This is a genomic window from Rhodopseudomonas sp., from assembly GCF_013377015.1.
Taxonomy (GTDB): Bacteria; Pseudomonadota; Alphaproteobacteria; order Rhizobiales; family Xanthobacteraceae; genus JARJEH01.
The window spans coordinates 457,712-474,929 of sequence record NZ_JACABA010000003.1; the positions used below are offsets into that span (position 1 = coordinate 457,712).

General features: G+C 64.5%; 14 protein-coding genes. 7 read left to right on the forward strand and 7 right to left on the reverse strand.

Annotated elements, in window-relative coordinates; translation table 11 throughout:
• Positions 1–16: 16 nt before the first annotated feature.
• From HXX15_RS17215 to HXX15_RS17245, 7 genes are read right to left on the reverse strand one after another with little or no spacing between them, the layout of a single operon-like run.
• Complete coding sequence (locus HXX15_RS17215) at positions 17–721, reverse strand: ABC transporter ATP-binding protein (protein ID WP_296517558.1); 705 nt, start codon at positions 719–721, stop codon at positions 17–19.
• A complete protein-coding gene (locus HXX15_RS17220; RefSeq protein ID WP_296517560.1) occupies positions 718–1,509 on the reverse strand; it encodes an ABC transporter ATP-binding protein in 792 nt (263 codons plus the stop codon). The genes HXX15_RS17215 and HXX15_RS17220 overlap by 4 nt, the downstream gene beginning before the upstream one ends.
• Complete coding sequence (locus HXX15_RS17225) at positions 1,506–3,389, reverse strand: ABC transporter permease (RefSeq protein WP_296517561.1); 1,884 nt, start codon at positions 3,387–3,389, stop codon at positions 1,506–1,508. Before HXX15_RS17225 ends, HXX15_RS17220 begins: the two co-directional genes overlap by 4 nt.
• A gap of 54 nt (positions 3,390–3,443) precedes the next feature.
• Positions 3,444–4,649, reverse strand: a complete 1,206-nt coding sequence (locus HXX15_RS17230) for an ABC transporter substrate-binding protein (RefSeq protein WP_296517562.1) — start codon at positions 4,647–4,649, stop codon at positions 3,444–3,446.
• A gap of 25 nt (positions 4,650–4,674) precedes the next feature.
• Entirely contained in the window at positions 4,675–5,259 is a 585-nt protein-coding gene (locus tag HXX15_RS17235; RefSeq protein WP_296517563.1) for an amino acid synthesis family protein, read from the reverse strand.
• Positions 5,260–5,292: 33 nt separating this feature from the next.
• Positions 5,293–6,204, reverse strand: a complete 912-nt coding sequence (locus HXX15_RS17240) for a UPF0280 family protein (protein WP_296517565.1) — start codon at positions 6,202–6,204, stop codon at positions 5,293–5,295.
• Positions 6,201–7,652 carry a 6-hydroxynicotinate reductase gene (locus tag HXX15_RS17245; protein ID WP_296517567.1) on the reverse strand — a complete coding sequence of 484 codons (1,452 nt, stop codon included), beginning with the start codon at positions 7,650–7,652 and terminating at the stop codon, positions 6,201–6,203. The genes HXX15_RS17240 and HXX15_RS17245 overlap by 4 nt, the downstream gene beginning before the upstream one ends.
• A gap of 335 nt (positions 7,653–7,987) precedes the next feature.
• Here HXX15_RS17245 and HXX15_RS17250 point away from each other — a divergent pair, with 335 nt between their 5' ends.
• The 7 genes from HXX15_RS17250 (at position 7,988) to HXX15_RS17280 (ending at position 17,213) form a co-directional block, all read left to right on the forward strand.
• Positions 7,988–8,470, forward strand: a complete 483-nt coding sequence (locus tag HXX15_RS17250; protein ID WP_296517570.1) for a (2Fe-2S)-binding protein — start codon at positions 7,988–7,990, stop codon at positions 8,468–8,470.
• Positions 8,470–12,024 (forward strand): molybdopterin cofactor-binding domain-containing protein, encoded by a 3,555-nt coding sequence (locus tag HXX15_RS17255; protein ID WP_296517571.1) that lies wholly within the window; start codon positions 8,470–8,472, stop codon positions 12,022–12,024. The genes HXX15_RS17250 and HXX15_RS17255 overlap by 1 nt, the downstream gene beginning before the upstream one ends.
• Positions 12,025–12,472: 448 nt before the next feature.
• Positions 12,473–12,622 carry a hypothetical protein gene (locus HXX15_RS17260; protein WP_296517573.1) on the forward strand — a complete coding sequence of 50 codons (150 nt, stop codon included), beginning with the start codon at positions 12,473–12,475 and terminating at the stop codon, positions 12,620–12,622.
• 10 nt (positions 12,623–12,632) lie between these two features.
• Positions 12,633–12,722: a K(+)-transporting ATPase subunit F gene (locus tag HXX15_RS17265; RefSeq protein ID WP_296517576.1), complete on the forward strand. Its 90-nt coding sequence runs from the start codon at positions 12,633–12,635 to the stop codon at positions 12,720–12,722.
• A 12-nt stretch (positions 12,723–12,734) separates the two neighbouring features.
• Positions 12,735–14,438, forward strand: coding sequence for a potassium-transporting ATPase subunit KdpA (gene kdpA, locus HXX15_RS17270; protein WP_296517578.1), 1,704 nt, complete (start codon positions 12,735–12,737; stop codon positions 14,436–14,438).
• A 23-nt stretch (positions 14,439–14,461) separates the two neighbouring features.
• Positions 14,462–16,588 (forward strand): potassium-transporting ATPase subunit KdpB, encoded by a 2,127-nt coding sequence (kdpB, locus tag HXX15_RS17275; RefSeq protein ID WP_296517579.1) that lies wholly within the window; start codon positions 14,462–14,464, stop codon positions 16,586–16,588.
• Between the two features lie 10 nt (positions 16,589–16,598).
• On the forward strand, positions 16,599–17,213 hold the full coding sequence (locus HXX15_RS17280) for a K(+)-transporting ATPase subunit C (RefSeq protein ID WP_296517580.1): 615 nt from the start codon (positions 16,599–16,601) through the stop codon (positions 17,211–17,213).
• Positions 17,214–17,218 lie beyond the last annotated feature (5 nt).

The window sequence follows — 17,218 nt, forward strand, 5'->3', positions numbered from 1 at the left end:
GTCTTGCGCAGCCCCTTTACAGCGCTAGATGCGCGTCGCGAATATCCGGCCGCTCGTCTAGCTCGCGCATCGTGCCGCTGAAGCAGATCCGGCCACGTTCGATGATGTAGGCGCGGTCACAAATCAGCCTGGCGAAATGCAGATTCTGTTCGGAGACCAGCATACTGACGCCCGCCTCCTTCATGGTCAGGATCGCATCGACCATCTGCTCGACGATCTTCGGCGCCAGTCCCTCCGATGGCTCGTCAAGCAGCACCAGCGACGGATTGCCCATCAGGCTTCGGGCGATCGTCAGCATTTGCTGTTCACCGCCGCTCATGCTCCCGCCGGCGCGGCCGCGCATTTCACCCAGATTCGGAAACAGTGAAAACAGCTTTTCCCTGGTCCAATGCGGCGCGCCGGGCCTGACCGGCTGACGGCCGACCTCAAGATTTTCGTCGACCGTCAGATCGGTGAAGATACGCCGCTCCTCCGGCACATAGCCGAGGCCGCGACTGACGATCGCATGAGTCGGCTGATCCGACACATCGCTGCCCTCGAACACGATGCGGCCGGTGCGCTGCTCAACCAGGCCGATGATGGAGCGAAAAGTCGTGGACTTGCCGGCGCCGTTGCGGCCCAGCAGCGCCACCACCTCGCCATCGCCCACATCCAGCGCAACATCGAACAGGATGTGGGCGGGGCCGTAATAGCTGTTCAGCCCCTCGACCGAGAGCTTCATGCCGATTGCCCCTCGCGATGGCGCGCGTCGTAAACGAGACCTTCGCCAAGATAGATGGCGCGGACCTCGGGGTTGCGCCGAACGTCTTGGGGCGATCCTTCCGCGATCAATGTGCCGCGATTCAGCACCAGGATCCGATCGGCGTGCTCGAACACCACATCCATGTCATGCTCGGTGAAGAGGACACCGATCGATTTTTCCCGGGCGATCGACGCCGTCAGCCGCATCAGCTCAATGCGTTCGCGCGGCGCCATGCCGGCGGTCGGTTCGTCCATCAGCAGCAGCTTCGGTTGGTTGGCGAGCGCGATGGCGAGTTCGAGCCGCTTGAGATCGCCATAGGCGAGCTCGCCGCACGGTCGCTCGGCGTAGCCGGCCATCCCGACCCGCTCCAGCAGATCGCGGGCCTCCTGCTGCGCGAGCCGCGGCATCGAGGCCCAGAAATTGAACAATCGCCGGCCATACGACGCCAGCGCGACCTGGATATTTTCGCGCACCGTCATGGTGGGAAACGTCGCCGTGATCTGAAAAGTGCGGCCGACACCGAGCCGCCAGATTTCGCGCGGCTTCTTGTAGGTTGTGTCCTGGCCGAGCAGATTGATCCGGCCGGCACTCGGCGTGGTCTGGCCGTTCAGCATATCGAAGCAAGTGCTCTTGCCCGCGCCGTTCGGCCCGATCAGCGCCAGGATTTCGCCGGCCTTCAGCGCAAACGACACGCCGCGCACGGCATGGACGCCGCCATAGGACTTGTCCAGGTCGACGACCGACAGCAAGTTCGGCGCGGTACTCATTCCGCTGTCCCGATCCGCGATGCGAGGAGCGGAGGCTCCGGACGAGGCCGCCGGCGCTGCCTGATGGTTTCCAGCACTCCGACGATGCCCTTTGGCAGCGCGATCACCACCAGCACGATCACCCCGCCAAGGATCAGCTTCGACAGATCGGTTTGGCTGACCAGAAAGATGCTGAGCGCCTTGTAGACGATGGCGCCGACCACGGCGCCCGACACCGTCTCGACGCCGCCGAGCAGCACCATGACCAGCGCATCGACCGACAGCGAAATCCCGAGGCTGTCCGGAAACACGCTTCCCTTAAGGTAGGCGAACAGCGCGCCCGCAATCCCCGCAAAGGTGCCCGCAATCACAAAGGCGGTCCATTGGATCAGCTTGCCGTCAATCCCGATCGCGTCGCTGCGCCGAGGGGAATCGCGCGTCGCCCGAAGCGCATAGCCAAACGGTGAGAACACGATGTTTCGGAGTACGGCGACCGCAAGTGCGGCGACGCCGATCGCGAGCCAATAGAAATGCGATGGACTCGCCGCCCATTTTTCCGGCCAAACGCCAAGAATACCATTGTCGCCGCCGGTCACCTCGACCCATTGGAACGCGATCGACCAGACGATCTGCGCGAAGGCCAGCGTCAGCATCGCGAAATACACGCCGGACAATTGCACTGCAAAGAACCCGAACAGTGCCGCGCCGGCGAGCGCGAGCGCCGGGCCGAGCAGCAGGCAGGTGATCATCGGCAGACCGGCCATCTTGGCCAGAAACGCGACGCCGTAAGCGCCGAGTCCGAAATAGGCGGCGTGGCCGAACGAAGCGAGACCGCCGACCGACATCATGAAATGCAGGCTCGCGGCGAAGATGACGAAGATCGCAATCTCCGAGCCGACGGTCAGCGCATAATTGCCCGCGAACAGCGGCAACGTCGCCGCCAGCAGCAGCGCGGTAACCGCCGCCAGCCGCCCTTTCGATGACAATGGCCGCCAGGGATTGACGGTGAGCCCGGGCGTGCGGCGCGCGGTGACCTCCGGCTTGCCGAAAAGGCCCCATGGCCGGACGATCAGCACCGCGGCCATCACCAGAAACAACAGGATGATGGAAATCTTCGGAAAGATCAGGATGCCGAAAGCGTTCAGCTCCGAGACCAGCACCGCCGCCACGAAGGCGCCTATGATACTGCCGAGGCCGCCGATCACCACCACCACGAAGACGTCGACGATGATCCGCAGATCCATCGCGTGATGCACCGCATCGCGCGGGATCTGCAGCGCGCCGCCGACCGCGGCCAGAAACACCCCGAGCGCGAACACGCTGGTGAACAGCCATTTCTGATTGACGCCGAGCGCCGCCACCATGTCCCGGTCCTGGGTCGCAGCGCGAACCAGCACGCCCCAGCGGGTGCGCTGGAAGATGAGCCACAAGGCGCCGAGCACCACCGGACCGAGCCCGATCAGGAACAGGTCGTAGCTCGGCACGTTCTGGCCGAAGAAATCCACCGCGCCCTTGAAACCGGGCGCGCGGCGGCCCAGCAGGTCGCTCGGCCCCCAGATCAGCACCACCAGATCCTCGACCATCAGGGTCAGCCCGAAGGTCGCCAGCAGCTGGAACAATTCGGGCGCGTGATAGATCCGCCGCAGCAGCACCATCTCGACCAGCACGCCCAACGCCGCCACGATCAAGGCGGCAGCGACGACGCCACCCCAGAAGCCGATCGCGCCGGAAAACCGCTCGGTCAGCGTGAACGCCACATAGGCCCCGAGCATATAGAACGCGCCATGGGCGAAATTGACGATCCGGGTGACGCCGAAGATGATCGACAGCCCCGAGGCGACCAGAAACAGCGACGCCGCGCTGGCGAGGCCGGTCAGGAACTGGACAACATAAAACGCCATCAGCAATCCACGCGGGAGAAGACTGCGGGCGCCGAAGCGCCCGCAGCTGATGATTCACTCGGCAGGGCGGAGCTTTGCGACTTCGGCGTCGCTCGGCAGATAGTCCGCGCCCTTGCGATAAACCGAGTCCACCATGACGCCCTTGCCGTCTTTCAGCGCGGTCTTGCCGACGAAGGCGCCGAGCGTCGACTGGTGGTCGATCTTGCGGAAGGTGATCTCGCCGAACGGCGACGGCACCGACAGGCCCTCGGCCGCCGCGATCAGCTTCTCCGGATCTTCCGACTTGGCCTTGGCGAGAATCGCCGCCGCCGCCTTGATGGTCTGGTAGCCGACAATCGATCCGAGCCGCGGATAGTCATTGTACTTGGCCTGATATGCCTTCAGGAAGGCGGCGTGCTCCGGCATCTTGACGTCGTACCAGGGATAGCCGGTGACGATCCACCCAGCCGGAGTTTCGTCCTTCAGCGGATCGAGATATTCGGGCTCGCCGGTGAGGAAGCTCACCACCGCGCGATCCTTGAACAGACCGCGGGTGTTACCTTCACGGACCAGCTTCACCAGATCGGCGCCGAAGGTGACGTTGAGGATGGCTTCCGGATTCGCCGCGGCAACCGCCTGCACCACCGGACCGGCGTCGATCTTGCCCTGCGGCGGCCACTGCTCGTCGACCCACTGGATATCGGGCCGCTTCTCTGACATCAACTTCTTGAATACCGCCACCGCGGACTGGCCGTATTCGTAGTTCGGCGCGATCGTCGCCCAGCGCTTGGCCGGCAGTTTGACCGCCTCCTCGACCAGCATTGCGGCCTGCATGTAGTTCGAGGGCCGCAGCCGGAAGGTGTAGCGGTTGCCCTTGGCCCAGGTGACGGCATCCGTCAGCGGCTCGGCGGCGAGGAAGAACACCTTGTTTTGCTTGGCGAAGTCGCTGACCGCGAGGCCGATATTCGACAGGAAGGTGCCGGTCAGCATCGCCACCTTCTCGCTCGATACCAGTTCATTGGCGGCGGTCAGCGCGTCGGCGGGCTTGCCGCCGTCGTCCTTGGAGACGACAACGAGCTTCTTGCCGTCGATGCCGCCGGCGGCGTTGACTTCATCGACCGCGAGCTGCCAGCCCTTGCGGTACGGCTCGGTGAAGGCAGGCAACAGCGAGTAGCTGTTGATCTCGCCGATCTTGATTTCGCTTTGCGCCATGGCGGGCTGCGCCATGCCGAACAGCATCACCGCCAGTGCCGCACCCAGGAAATGTCCGTTCCGTCGCATCCGTACCCTCCGATGTTTGAAGAAATTAGCGTAGACCGTCTTCACCCTTGATCTCTGCGACCGTCAATCCGCCGACGCGCGGCAGCGGCCTGCCGCTGTCGGTGACAGCGACCGCCACCATGATTTCATTTGCGCGCGGCGCGTCATTGATTTGCACTTCCATACCGTCGAAGTGGCTGCGCACGAAGGCCGCATCCTTGTGGCCGAGCGGGATATCCAGCGTCGTCCCCGGCCCGCTCCGCTTTTTCGACGACGGAATCAGTGCCGCGCCCTTGCCGAGCACCTTGCGCACCGGCGCGCCCATCTTGGGGTGCAGGATCGCCGCCGCATGCTCGAGTTCGCCGTTCTCACCGACCGCGGCGGCCTTGCCGTAGCTCTGCGCCTTGGCGCCGTCGATTCCCAATGCCGCGACCGCCCGCTGCGCCAGCAACTCGCCGAGTTCCTCGCCGATCGCAATCAGCGGCGACAGATCCTCGACGTACCTGCCTGCGAACGGGTTTTCGATTACCGCTATGGCCGCCGCCCGTCGGGTCGGTGGTGCGACCGTCTGCCCCATTTCAAGATAGGTCTCCTCGACCACCGTGACGATCTTGCGTATGACCGCGCTCATCGTTGTCCGCCCCGCTGCCTGATACCGCCGATCTCACACATGTATCACGCCTTCCGCTGCCGAGTGGCGGAGTATCGGACGAAATTCGGGCGTTTGGATCGCTTTCGTCCCCACTCCAATCAGCTCGCCCTGCAAGCGCAATGCGGCGCCCTCGATCAATCCTGCGCCGAGCAGCTGTCGTGCGCGAGCGGCGCCAGCTTCGAGTGCGTCGTCGACCTCGTCGCGTGACAATTCCCCGACATCGCGGGTGACCAGGCGCGCGCCAAGATCGCTGTCAGGCTGCAAATCGCATGCCCGGCAACGGAGGATCGCAGGGTGTCCGGGCAAATCGACCGCGTTGGCAATGACGGTGGCTGCGGCGTCGGCCTGCGACGCGGCCCGCGCCAGCACGGTGACGGCATCGGCAATGCCGAGCGAGAAACTGCGGCCGTGGCGGCCACTGGTCGCGATCCCGCGCGTCGGGTCATCAGCATCGATGGTCATGGTCCGTAGCGAGCCGGGCACGTCCGGCCGGTCGGCAAGGCCCACCGTAAAATTTTCGGGGCCGGCGAGATGCAGCGCGATGTCGCCGCCATTGTTGACGTAGGCGCGCGAAAGTTGCGCATTCTCGGTCATCGCCGCAAGGATCTCTTCTGCGACGGCGCCCGCGACCGCCGCCATCGGCGTGATGAAGCCATCCGCGGCAAACGACGCCACCGCATGATGCATGCGGCGCGCGACCAAGCCTAGCAGCAGGCACCGCGTCGAGGTGGCGGCGGTGCGCAACAGCGGCAGTTCCGCGCAAAGCTCGTCGAGCAGACCAGTGAAGCGGCGCATAGCGGCTCCATACGCCGCGTGAACGTCTGCGTTGCTCCCGCTCGCTTCGATGATCAAATCAATTGGACCATCCTGCAGATGCAGCCGCTTGCCGTCGGCGAGAAAATTTATCTGCGGGGTCCTTGTCACGTCCACTCTCCCGGCTTGGGGGACGCAGGCATCTGCAGCATCTCGATATTGTCCTTCACCGACGCCAGCGGACGAACGTGATCCATGTGGCCGCCGAGGGCCGCATAGTCCGACAGCCGCAGCGTGAACTCGATCGGCGCCACCAGCGCCGGGGTTGGGACATAGCCGAAGGCACGCGCCGGCAATCGGGTGACATCGACCATGTAGGTGATGCCGCCGCCCGGCCAAACATAGACCGGCGCACCGCCGGCGGTGACCCGGGTCAGGGCATCCTTCACCGAGCGTGTCAGCCGAACCGGATTGTCGGTGACGCCGGCGCGCAGCGATCCGCCGGCGCCCGCCATGAACAGCACGGTGCACAGCGCCGGCTCGCAATTCTCCTTGATTCGCTCGACCGACGCCTGCAATTCGGGCGGCATCTGCTTTTCGACGGGTTTCAGCGCCGCATCGAGTTGGTAGAACGCGGCATGTTCTCCGGTCGTGCTGACCATCAGCATGGTCAAGCCGGCGCGCGCCTTTTTCGCATCGAATGAACCGAGCACCGAGAGCGGATCGGAAATATTCGTCCCGCCCCAACCGGTACCGGGCTCGGCGACCTGAAAATAGCGGCCCGGCGTCGACCGCCGCCCCTTCATTTTGATCCCGGTGTCAGGAATATCGAGCATTTTTCCGGCCTGGTGCTCGCTGAGCACCCCGGTGATGTGATCATCCACCACCACCACCTCATCGACCTTGCCCTGCCATTGCTTGGCGAACATCCCGATGGTCGCCGAACCGCAGCCGACCCGCATCCGTTCCTCGTGAACACCGTTGACGATCGGAGCATGACCAGCCTGCACCACCACCGTGGCGCCGCCATCGATCGTCAGCTCGACCGGCTTGCAATTGCTCAGATCCATCAACGCATCGCAGGTGACGCGGCCTTCCTTCTTGGAGCCGCCGGTGAGGTGATGGACGCCGCCCAGCGACAGCATCTGCGAGCCGTATTCGCTGGTGGTGACATGGCCGATCGCTTCGCCCTGCGCCCGCACCGTCGCGGTCTCGGGTCCGAGATAGCGGTCGGTGTCGATCTTCACCTTGACGCCGCAATAGCTGAAGATGCCCTCGGTCACCACCGTGACCATGTCGACGCCGTCGATCTCCGAAGAAACGATGAAGGGCGCGGGCTTGTAATCTGGATAGGTGGTGCCGGCGCCGACCGCCGTCACGAAGATATGCGGCTCGTGAACGATCTTGCCATCCCAGTCGCCTGTGGTCTGGAACGGCACCAGCCGTCCGCCGTGCGACACCGTGCGCTGCAGCAGGATATGCGGATCGACCCGCACCAACTGACCATCGAGATTAGCGTAACGGTCGCAGGCACCCGCCGCCCCCGGCTTGATGTAGCACATCACCGGGCAGGCGTCGCAGCGGATCTTGTCGTCGGCAGCGGTCGGTTCGGTCGACATGAACGAGCTCACGGGCCGGCGTCGATCTGCCGGACGGCCAGATAGTTAGCGACGCGTCGAAAACGTAGTTGAGCGGCTTCGATGATTCGCGGCTGCTCCGCCGCAGCTTGTTTGTATACGAACGATGTTGCGGTCGGCGCCGGTTGCTGTCAAGCCGCTTGCGTTCGGCGACCAGCCACTGCCGAATAATAGCTCATTTGCCTCGCCGGATTGTTCACAAACCGGGCAGCGGCTTCTGCGCAGGCAGCCGCGCTTGCACGTTTGTGTACAAACGGTATCTTCCGACGAGACAACGCGACTGATTGCAGTGCAAACGCCAAGCCTGGACCACAAGCATGACGGAGCCGCCGATCCGCCTCAACGTCAACGGCAAAACGCATGACGTCGCGGCCGCCCCGGACACCGCTTTGCTTTATGTGCTGCGCAATGATCTCGCATTGAACGGACCTAAATTCGGCTGCGGGCTCGGCGAATGCGGCGCCTGCACCGTGTTGATCGACGGCGTTGCCGCGCGGTCCTGCGTGATCCCGATCGAAGGCTGCGTCGGACGCGCGATCGTCACGCTCGAGGGGCTCGGCTCACGCGATCACCTCGACCCGGTGCAACAGGCCTTCGTTACCGAGCAGGCCGCGCAATGCGGCTATTGCCTAAACGGCATGATCATGACCGCGAAGGCGCTGCTGCTACGCACCTCCCATCCGTCGGAAACCGAGGTTCTGGAAGCGTTGCGCTACAATCTTTGCCGCTGCGGCGCGCATATTGAAATCACCCGCGCGGTGATGCGGGCTGCCGGTCATGCCGTCGAGGCGCAGGGTTGATGACCTCAGCCGCTGCCGACAGCTCGCATTCCGGATCGCTGTCCGTCTTCCGTCCGGCCGCTTCGGCCGGCGCAGGCGGCTTCGAGACGTTCATCAAGATTACCGCCGACGGCGCGGTCACGGCTTTCAACGGTCACGTCGATCTCGGAACGGGGATTCGCACCGCGCTGGCCCAGATCGTCGCCGAAGAACTCGACGTTTCATTTGCGCGCGTTGTCGTCGTGCTCGGCGATACCTCGCGTGTGCCCAACCAGGGCGCGACCATCGCCAGCGAAACCATTCAAATCACCGCCGTTCCGCTGCGCAACGCCGCAGCGCAAGCCCGGCATTTCCTATTGGCGCGTGCCGCACAACGGCTTGAGCTGCCGGTGGACGATCTGTCCATCGAAGATGGCCTGGTTCGCGGACGCGACAACCGCAGCGTCAGCTACGGTGAGTTGATCGGCGGCGAAACCATCAGGCTGGAACTGTCGGACGACGTCCAGGTCAAGGCGGTGGAGTCCTACGCCATTGTCGGCCAGTCGGTGCCGCGCGTCGACCTGCCGGCGAAGGCCACCGGCGAGCTGGTCTATGTCCACGACATGCGCGTGCCCGGCATGCTGCACGGCCGCGTCGTGCGCCCGCCCTATGCGGGGGTCGACGCCGGCCCCTTCGTCGGCACCAGCCTGATCGCGATCGACGAGGCCTCGGTCAGCCACATCCCCGGGCTGGTCGGCGTGGTCAGGGTCGACGATTTCGTCGGCGTCGTCGCCGAGCGCGAGGAAAACGCCGTCAAGGCCGCGGCGCAACTCAAGGTCAGCTGGAAGCCAACGCCAACGCTGCCGGATTTGAAGGACATCGCGACCGCGCTGCGCGCCAACCCGTCGACGCCGCGGACCCTGATCGACAAGGGCGACGTCGACGCCGCCATCGCCGCGGCCGAGACGCCGATGCAACGGACCTATATCTGGCCCTACCAGATGCACGGTTCGATCGGGCCATCCTGCGCGGTCGCAGACTATCGCGACGACGGCGTTCGTGTCTGGTCCGGCACGCAGAACCCGCACCTCCTGCGGACCGATCTGGCGCTGCTGTTGGCACGGCCGGAAGCCGAGATCGACGTGGTCCGACTCGAAGCGGCAGGCTGCTATGGCCGCAACTGCGCCGACGACGTCACCGCCGACGCGGTGCTGCTGTCGCGCGCGGTCGGACGCCCGGTCCGGGTCCAGCTGACCCGCGAACAGGAGCACGCCTGGGAGCCGAAGGGCACCGCGCAACTGATGGACGTCAATGGCGGGCTCACCGCCGATGGCGGCGTCGCCGGCTATGATTTTGCGACGCGCTATCCGTCGAACGGCGCGCCGACCCTGGCGCTGCTGCTCACGGGCATCGTCGCACCAACGCCGGCGGTGTTCGAAATGGGCGACCGCACCGCGATCCCGCCCTATGATTACGAGAACATGCGCGTGGTGGCCCACGATATGCCGCCGATCGTGCGCGCATCATGGCTTCGCGGCGTCTCGGCGCTGCCGAACACCTTCGCCCATGAATCCTATATCGACGAACTGGCAACCGAAGCCGGCGTCGATCCGATCGAATATCGTCTGAGATATTTGAAGGATTCCCGAGCGATCGATCTCGTCAACGCTGTTGCCGAGCGCGCCGGCTGGGTGCCGCGTCCGGTATGGCAAGAGCCTGTTGCCGAGGGTGACATCGTGCGTGGGCGGGGCTTTGCCTACGCGCTTTATGTGCACAGTAAATTTCCGGGCTATGGCGCCGCATGGTCGGCCTGGATCGCCGACGTCGCCGTCAACAAGGCGACCGGCGAGGTCAGCGTCACCCGCGTTGTGGCGGGTCAGGATTCCGGCCTGATGATCAACCCCGATGGGGTCCGCCATCAGATCCATGGCAACGTCATCCAGTCGACCAGCCGCGCACTGATGGAAGAGGTGTCGTTCGGCCGCAACGCGGTCGCGAGCCGTGAATGGGGCGCCTACCCGATCATCAGCTTTGCGGACGTGCCGAAGATCGACGTGCTCATGTTGCCGCGGCAGGATCAACCGCCGCTCGGCGTCGGCGAATCCGCGTCGGTCCCGAGCGCCGCGGCGATCGCCAACGCGATCTTCGACGCCACCGGGGTGCGGTTTCGCGAGCCCCCGTTCACCCCGGAGCGTATTCTCAAAGGACTGCGTGGCGACGAGCAGCAGGCGCCCCCCGCAACGCCGATCGCAGCGCCCGCACCGCCTACTCCGAACGATCGCTGGCGCAATCCGTTCGTCGGGCGGCGCAGCGTCGCAGCGACCATCGTCGCGCTTTCCGTCGCGGCGATTGGCGTCGCGGCAGCGCTGCTGCCGGGACGGTCGATCGCTCCGGTGGCCCGGCCGGATCCGTCGGTCTATTCGGCCGCGACGATCGCGCGAGGGCAGCAATTGGCCGCGCTCGGCAATTGCATGGTCTGCCACACCCAGGCGAACGGCGTCGTCAATGCCGGCGGCCGCGCCATCGCCACGCCGTTCGGCACGATCTACAGCACCAACATCACGCCCGACTCCGAAACCGGGATCGGCGCCTGGTCCTATCCGGCGTTCGAGCGCGCGATGCGCGACGGCATCCATCGCGACGGCCGGCAGCTTTATCCGGCGTTTCCGTATTCGCATTTCGCCAAGACCAACGACGCCGACCTGCAGGCGCTCTACGCTTATCTGATGGCCGAGACCCCGATCCGCGCTGAAAACCGCGCGACCGAACTGCGGTTTCCCTTCAACTGGCGCCCGCTGATGGCGGGATGGAATGCGCTGTTCCACCGGGCTGAATTGCTCGAAGCCGATCCGACCAAATCCGAGCTGTGGAATCGCGGCGCCTATCTGGTCGAGGGCCTCGGCCATTGCGGCGTTTGCCATTCGCCGCGCAACGCATTCGGCGCGGAAAAGACCAACGCCTATCTGGCCGGTGGCTTCGCCGAGGGCTGGGAAGCGCCGCCATTGACGTCGCTGTCCCGCGCGCCGATCCCCTGGAGTGAAGACGAACTGTTCACCTATCTGCGGACGGGGGAATCCCGCTTTCACGGCGTCGCGGCGGGCCCGATGGCGCCGGTGGTGAGGGGGCTCGCAGGGCTGCCCGAGCATGATATTCGCGCCATGGCGGTCTACCTGAGTTCGTTCAACGACGTCGCCATCACTCCGTCAGCCCAAGACGAACTGGCCTCCAAACTTGAGCTCTCGACGGGGACAAGGACGGTCTCGGCTTCGCAGATCGGTGCGCGGCTCTATGAAGGCGCCTGCGCGGTTTGCCATCGAGTCGGGGGACCAGCGCTATTCGGCAGCCGGCCATCGCTCGCGTTGAACAGTAATCTGCACAGCGACACGCCGGGCAACCTGATCCGGATCATTCTGCACGGCATCGCATCCCCGGTCTCCAGCGATCTCGGATACATGCCGGCATTCAAGGACAGCCTGAACAACGACCAGGTGGCCGAGTTGGCGTCCTATCTCCGGCAGCGTTTCGCCCCGGACAAGCGGCCCTGGGTCGATCTGCATGCGGCGGTGGATCAGGCCAGACGAGCAGCATCCGATTGATCTGCGAAAGCGGGTGCCGGTCGCACTGCGTCAATCGCGATAGAATGTGGGTGCTGAATGAAATATGCCCCGATCTGCGGGGCGTTGACCCTTCTAGATTTTGATTCTTTTCGAATAGGACGCTTTGACCCAGGCGCCGATCGATCACGAGACCCCACGCCGAAGCGCACTCCAGATTCAGAACTTTCAGCGGAAGGAACGAAATTTTCGGCCGAATGTCTGGCGCGAAGCGCCTCCGGGGTACTCGCCTCGAGTAGCATGCGCATCGCGCCGAGCAACTTGTTATCGTTTCAGACGCAGCATTTCCTCATTCATTGGCTCGAAGCAGCGGTTGTCGGCGTTCCGCCTTCCTGACACCGATCTCCGGGTTCGCCGTCGCCGGCCCCCTATAGAATTCCTATAACTTCGCCCCCGCCTCCCTCTCGAAAGCCTACACGCCGAGTGGCAAATGTCGGCAAGCAGGCAACCGGACACACCGTTCCAGCCTGCGATCACCGAGCCCAAGGAGCGCCCCATGCTCGACATCATCATGCTTGCGATCGGCCTCGGCCTGTTCGCGCTGTCGGTCGGCTACGCCTATGGCTGCGAATGGCTGTGAGGAGACCACCATGACAATCGATTACACGCTCGCCGGGATCGTTTCTGCGGCGCTGTTGATCTACCTGACCTACGCGCTGCTGCGTCCCGAGCGATTCTGAAAGGCGCCTCCCATGACATTGATTGGCTGGATTCAAATTCTGCTGTTCTGCGCGATCATCGTCGCGCTGACCAAGCCGCTCGGCTGGTACATGACCCGCGTGTTCAACGGCGAGCGGACCTTCCTGTCGCCGATCCTGCGCCCGGTCGAGGCCGGGCTGTACTGGGCCGGCGGCATCAATGAAGAGCATGAGCAGCATTGGCTGACCTATACGGTGGCGATGCTGCTGTTCCATGTGTTCGGCTTCCTGGTGCTGTATGCGCTGCTGCGACTGCAGGCGCTGCTGCCGTACAACCCGCAGGACCAGTCCGCGGTGGCTCAGGACCTGTCGTTCAACACCGCGATCAGCTTCATCACCAACACCAACTGGCAGAATTACGGCGGCGAGAGCACGCTGTCCTATCTGGTGCAGATGCTCGGGCTGACGCATCAGAACTTCCTCTCGGCGGCGACCGGCATCGTGCTGGCGGTCGCGCTGATCCGCGGATTTTCGCGCGCCTCGGTGCGCACCATCGGAAATTTCTGGGTCGATGTGACCCGCTGCACGCTCTATGTGCTGCTGCCGCTCTGCATCGTCTATGCGCTGTTCCTGGTCTGGCAGGGCATCCCGCAGACGCTCGGCGCTTATGTCGATGCAACCACTTTGGAAGGCGCCAAGCAACAGATCGCGGTCGGACCGGTGGCCTCGCAGGTTGCGATCAAGATGCTCGGCACCAACGGCGGCGGCTTCTTCAACGCCAACGCCGCGCATCCGTTCGAGAACCCGACCGCGCTGTCGAACTTCGTGCAGATGATCTCGATCTTCGCGCTCGGCGCCGGCCTTACCAACGTGTTCGGCCGGATGGTCGGCAACCAGCGCCAGGGCTGGGCGATCCTCGCTGTGATGGGCGTGCTGTTCGTCGTCGGCGTCGGCATCACCTACTGGGCCGAAGCCAGTGGCATCACCGGCCTGAATGCGCTGGGGCTCACTGGCGGCAACATGGAAGGCAAGGAAGTCCGCTTCGGCATCGTCGCGTCGGCTTTGTTCGCCGTGATCACCACCGCGGCCTCCTGCGGCGCGGTCAACGCCATGCACGACAGCTTCACCGCGCTCGGCGGCATGATCCCGCTGATCAACATGCAGCTCGGCGAGATCATCGTCGGCGGCGTCGGCGCCGGTCTCTACGGCATGCTGCTGTTCGTGGTGCTGACGATCTTCGTCGCCGGTCTGATGGTCGGTCGCACCCCGGAATATGTCGGCAAGAAGATCGAGTCCCGCGAGGTCAAGATGGCGATGCTGGCGATCCTGGTGTTGCCCTTGATGTATCTGGGCTGGACTGCGGTCGCGGTGGTGCTGCCTTCGGCGGTGGCCTCGATCGCCAATCCCGGACCGCACGGCTTCACCGAAGTGCTCTACGCCTACACCTCGGCTACCGGCAACAACGGCTCGGCGTTCGGTGGGCTCAGCGGCAACACCTTTTTCTACAACCTGACGCTCGCCAGCGCGATGTTCGTCGGCCGCTTCTTCATGATCATCCCGGCGATGGCGCTTGCGGGGTCGCTGGCGGCGAAAAAATCGGTTCCGCCGTCGGCGGGAACGCTGCCGACCACCGGCCCGCTGTTCGTCGGCCTCGTCATCGGCGTCATCCTGATCATCGGCGGGCTGACTTTCTTTCCGGCATTGGCGCTCGGCCCGATCGCCGAACATCTGGCGATGACCGCGAACGCGCTGTTCTGAACGGAATTGACGGAGTGACCTCGATGAAAATTGCAAAGACCAACAAGCGGAATGCGGCGTCGGCGATGCTCGACCCAGCGATCGTGATCCCCGCCATCGGTTCGGCATTCGTCAAACTCGATCCACGGCTGATGATCAAGAGCCCGGTGATGTTCGTGGTCGAGGTGGTGGCCGCGCTGACCACCGTGATCTTCCTCAAGAGCATCTTCACCGGCGGCGGCGACGGACTCGGCTTCACTTTCCAGATCATTCTGTGGCTGTGGTTCACGGTGCTGTTCGCCAATTTCGCCGAAGCCGTCGCCGAGGGCCGCGGCAAGGCGCAGGCCGATACGCTGCGCCAGGCCCTGACCGATACCAAGGCAAAGCGGCTGCTGATCGATGGCAACTATGAATTGTACGAGGGCGTGCCCGCTGAGCATCTGCAGCAGGGCGACGTCGTGCTGGTCGAAGCCGGCGACATGATCCCGAGCGACGGCGAAGTGATCCACGGCATCGCCTCGGTGAACGAGGCCGCGATCACCGGCGAGTCGGCGCCGGTGATCCGCGAATCCGGCGGCGACCGTTCCGCCGTCACCGGCGGCACCATGGTAATTTCGGATCGGATTGTGGTGCGCATCACGGCGGCGAAAGGCCATTCGTTCCTCGATCGTATGATCCGGCTGGTGGAAGGCGCCGAACGGCAGAAGACTCCGAACGAGATCGCGCTCAACATTCTGCTCGCCGGGCTCACCATCATCTTCGTGTTCGCGACCGTGACGATCCCGAGCTACGCGGCTTACGCCGGCGGGCAGATTTCCGTGATCGTGCTGGTGGCGCTGTTCGTGACGTTGATTCCGACCACGATCGGCGCGCTGCTGTCGGCGATCGGCATCGCGGGAATGGACCGGCTGGTCCGCTTCAACGTACTAGCGATGTCCGGCCGCGCGGTAGAGGCGGCCGGCGACGTCGACACATTGCTGCTCGACAAGACCGGGACCATCACGCTGGGGAACCGGCAGGCGACTGCGTTCCGTCCGGTCCGTGGCGTGACCGAGCAAGAATTGGCGGAGGCGGCGCAATTGGCGTCATTGGCCGACGAGACCCCGGAGGGCCGTTCGATCGTGGTGTTGGCCAAGGAGAACTACGGCATCCGTGGCCGCGAGATGGCCGAGCTTGCGGCGACGTTCATTCCGTTCACGGCTCAGACCCGGATGAGCGGCGTCGATGCCGGGCACTCTTCGGTCCGCAAGGGCGCGGTGGATGCAATCCTGAATTACATCGCCGGCGGCGGTGAAACCCGCTCCGTCGAATCGGGAAATGCTGCGCGTGCAATCCAGCCCGGCGTCATGTCCGACGCAGCACGCGAAACCCAGACGATCGCCGACGAGATTGCGAAAGCGGGCGGTACGCCGCTGGCGGTCGCCAAAGATGGCCGGCTGCTCGGCGTCATCCACCTCAAGGACATCGTCAAGGGCGGCATCCGCGAGCGCTTCGCCGAACTTCGCCGGATGGGGATTCGCACCGTGATGATCACTGGCGACAACCCGATGACCGCGGCGGCCATCGCGGCTGAAGCCGGGGTCGACGATTTCCTGGCGCAGGCCACGCCGGAGGACAAACTGCGGCTGATCCGCGACGAACAGGCCAAGGGCAAGCTGGTGGCGATGTGCGGCGACGGCACCAACGATGCGCCTGCGCTGGCCCAGGCCGACGTCGGTGTCGCCATGAATACAGGCACCCAGGCGGCGCGCGAGGCCGGCAACATGGTCGATCTCGACTCCAACCCGACCAAGCTGATCGAGGTGGTGGAGATCGGCAAGCAGCTGCTGATGACTCGCGGCGCGCTGACCACCTTCTCGATCGCCAACGACGTGGCTAAATACTTCGCCATCATCCCGGCGATGTTTCTGGCGTTCTATCCGCAACTCGGCGTGCTCAACGTGATGGGGCTCGCCAGCCCGCAGAGCGCGATCTTGTCGGCGATCATCTTCAACGCGCTGATCATCATCGCGCTGATCCCGCTGGCGCTGAAAGGCGTCGCCTATCGCGCGGTCGGCGCCGGTGCCCTGCTGCGGCGCAACCTGTTGATCTACGGCCTCGGCGGTATCGTCATTCCGTTCATTGGCATCAAGGCGATCGACCTTCTGGTCGGCGCCCTGCACCTGGTCTGAGGAGAACCCCATGTTAAGAGAAATTCGCCCCGCCATCGTCATCCTGCTCGCGCTGACTTTAATTACCGGCCTGCTCTATCCGCTCGCCATCACCGGCGCGGCTGGCGTGCTGTTTCCAAGCCAGGCGCAAGGCAGCCTGATCGAACGCAACGGCACCGTGATCGGCTCCGCGCTGATCGGCCAGGAATTCAAGGACGACAAATATTTCCACGGCCGCCCCTCGGCAACCACGGCGCCGGACCCCGCGGATGCCAGCAAGACAGTGTCGGCGCCCTACAACGCCGCCAACTCCGGCGGATCGAATCTCGGCCCGACCAGCAAGGCGCTGATCGACCGGGTCAAGGAAGATGTCGACAAACTGAAGGCGGAGAATCCGTCTGCGGCGGTGCCGGTCGACCTCGTCACCACCACCGCCAGCGGCCTCGATCCCGATATCTCGCCGGAGGCGGCGCTGTTCCAGGTGCCGCGCGTGGCGAAGGCGCGCGGGCTGGCGGAAGACCGCGTCCGGCAGATCGTCACCGCGCGGGTCGAAGGTCGGCTTGCCGGGCTGCTCGGCGAGCCGCGGGTCAACGTGCTGGCGCTCAATCTGGCGCTCGACTCGGCCTCCTCCAAGGAGCCGCGCTAGGCTTG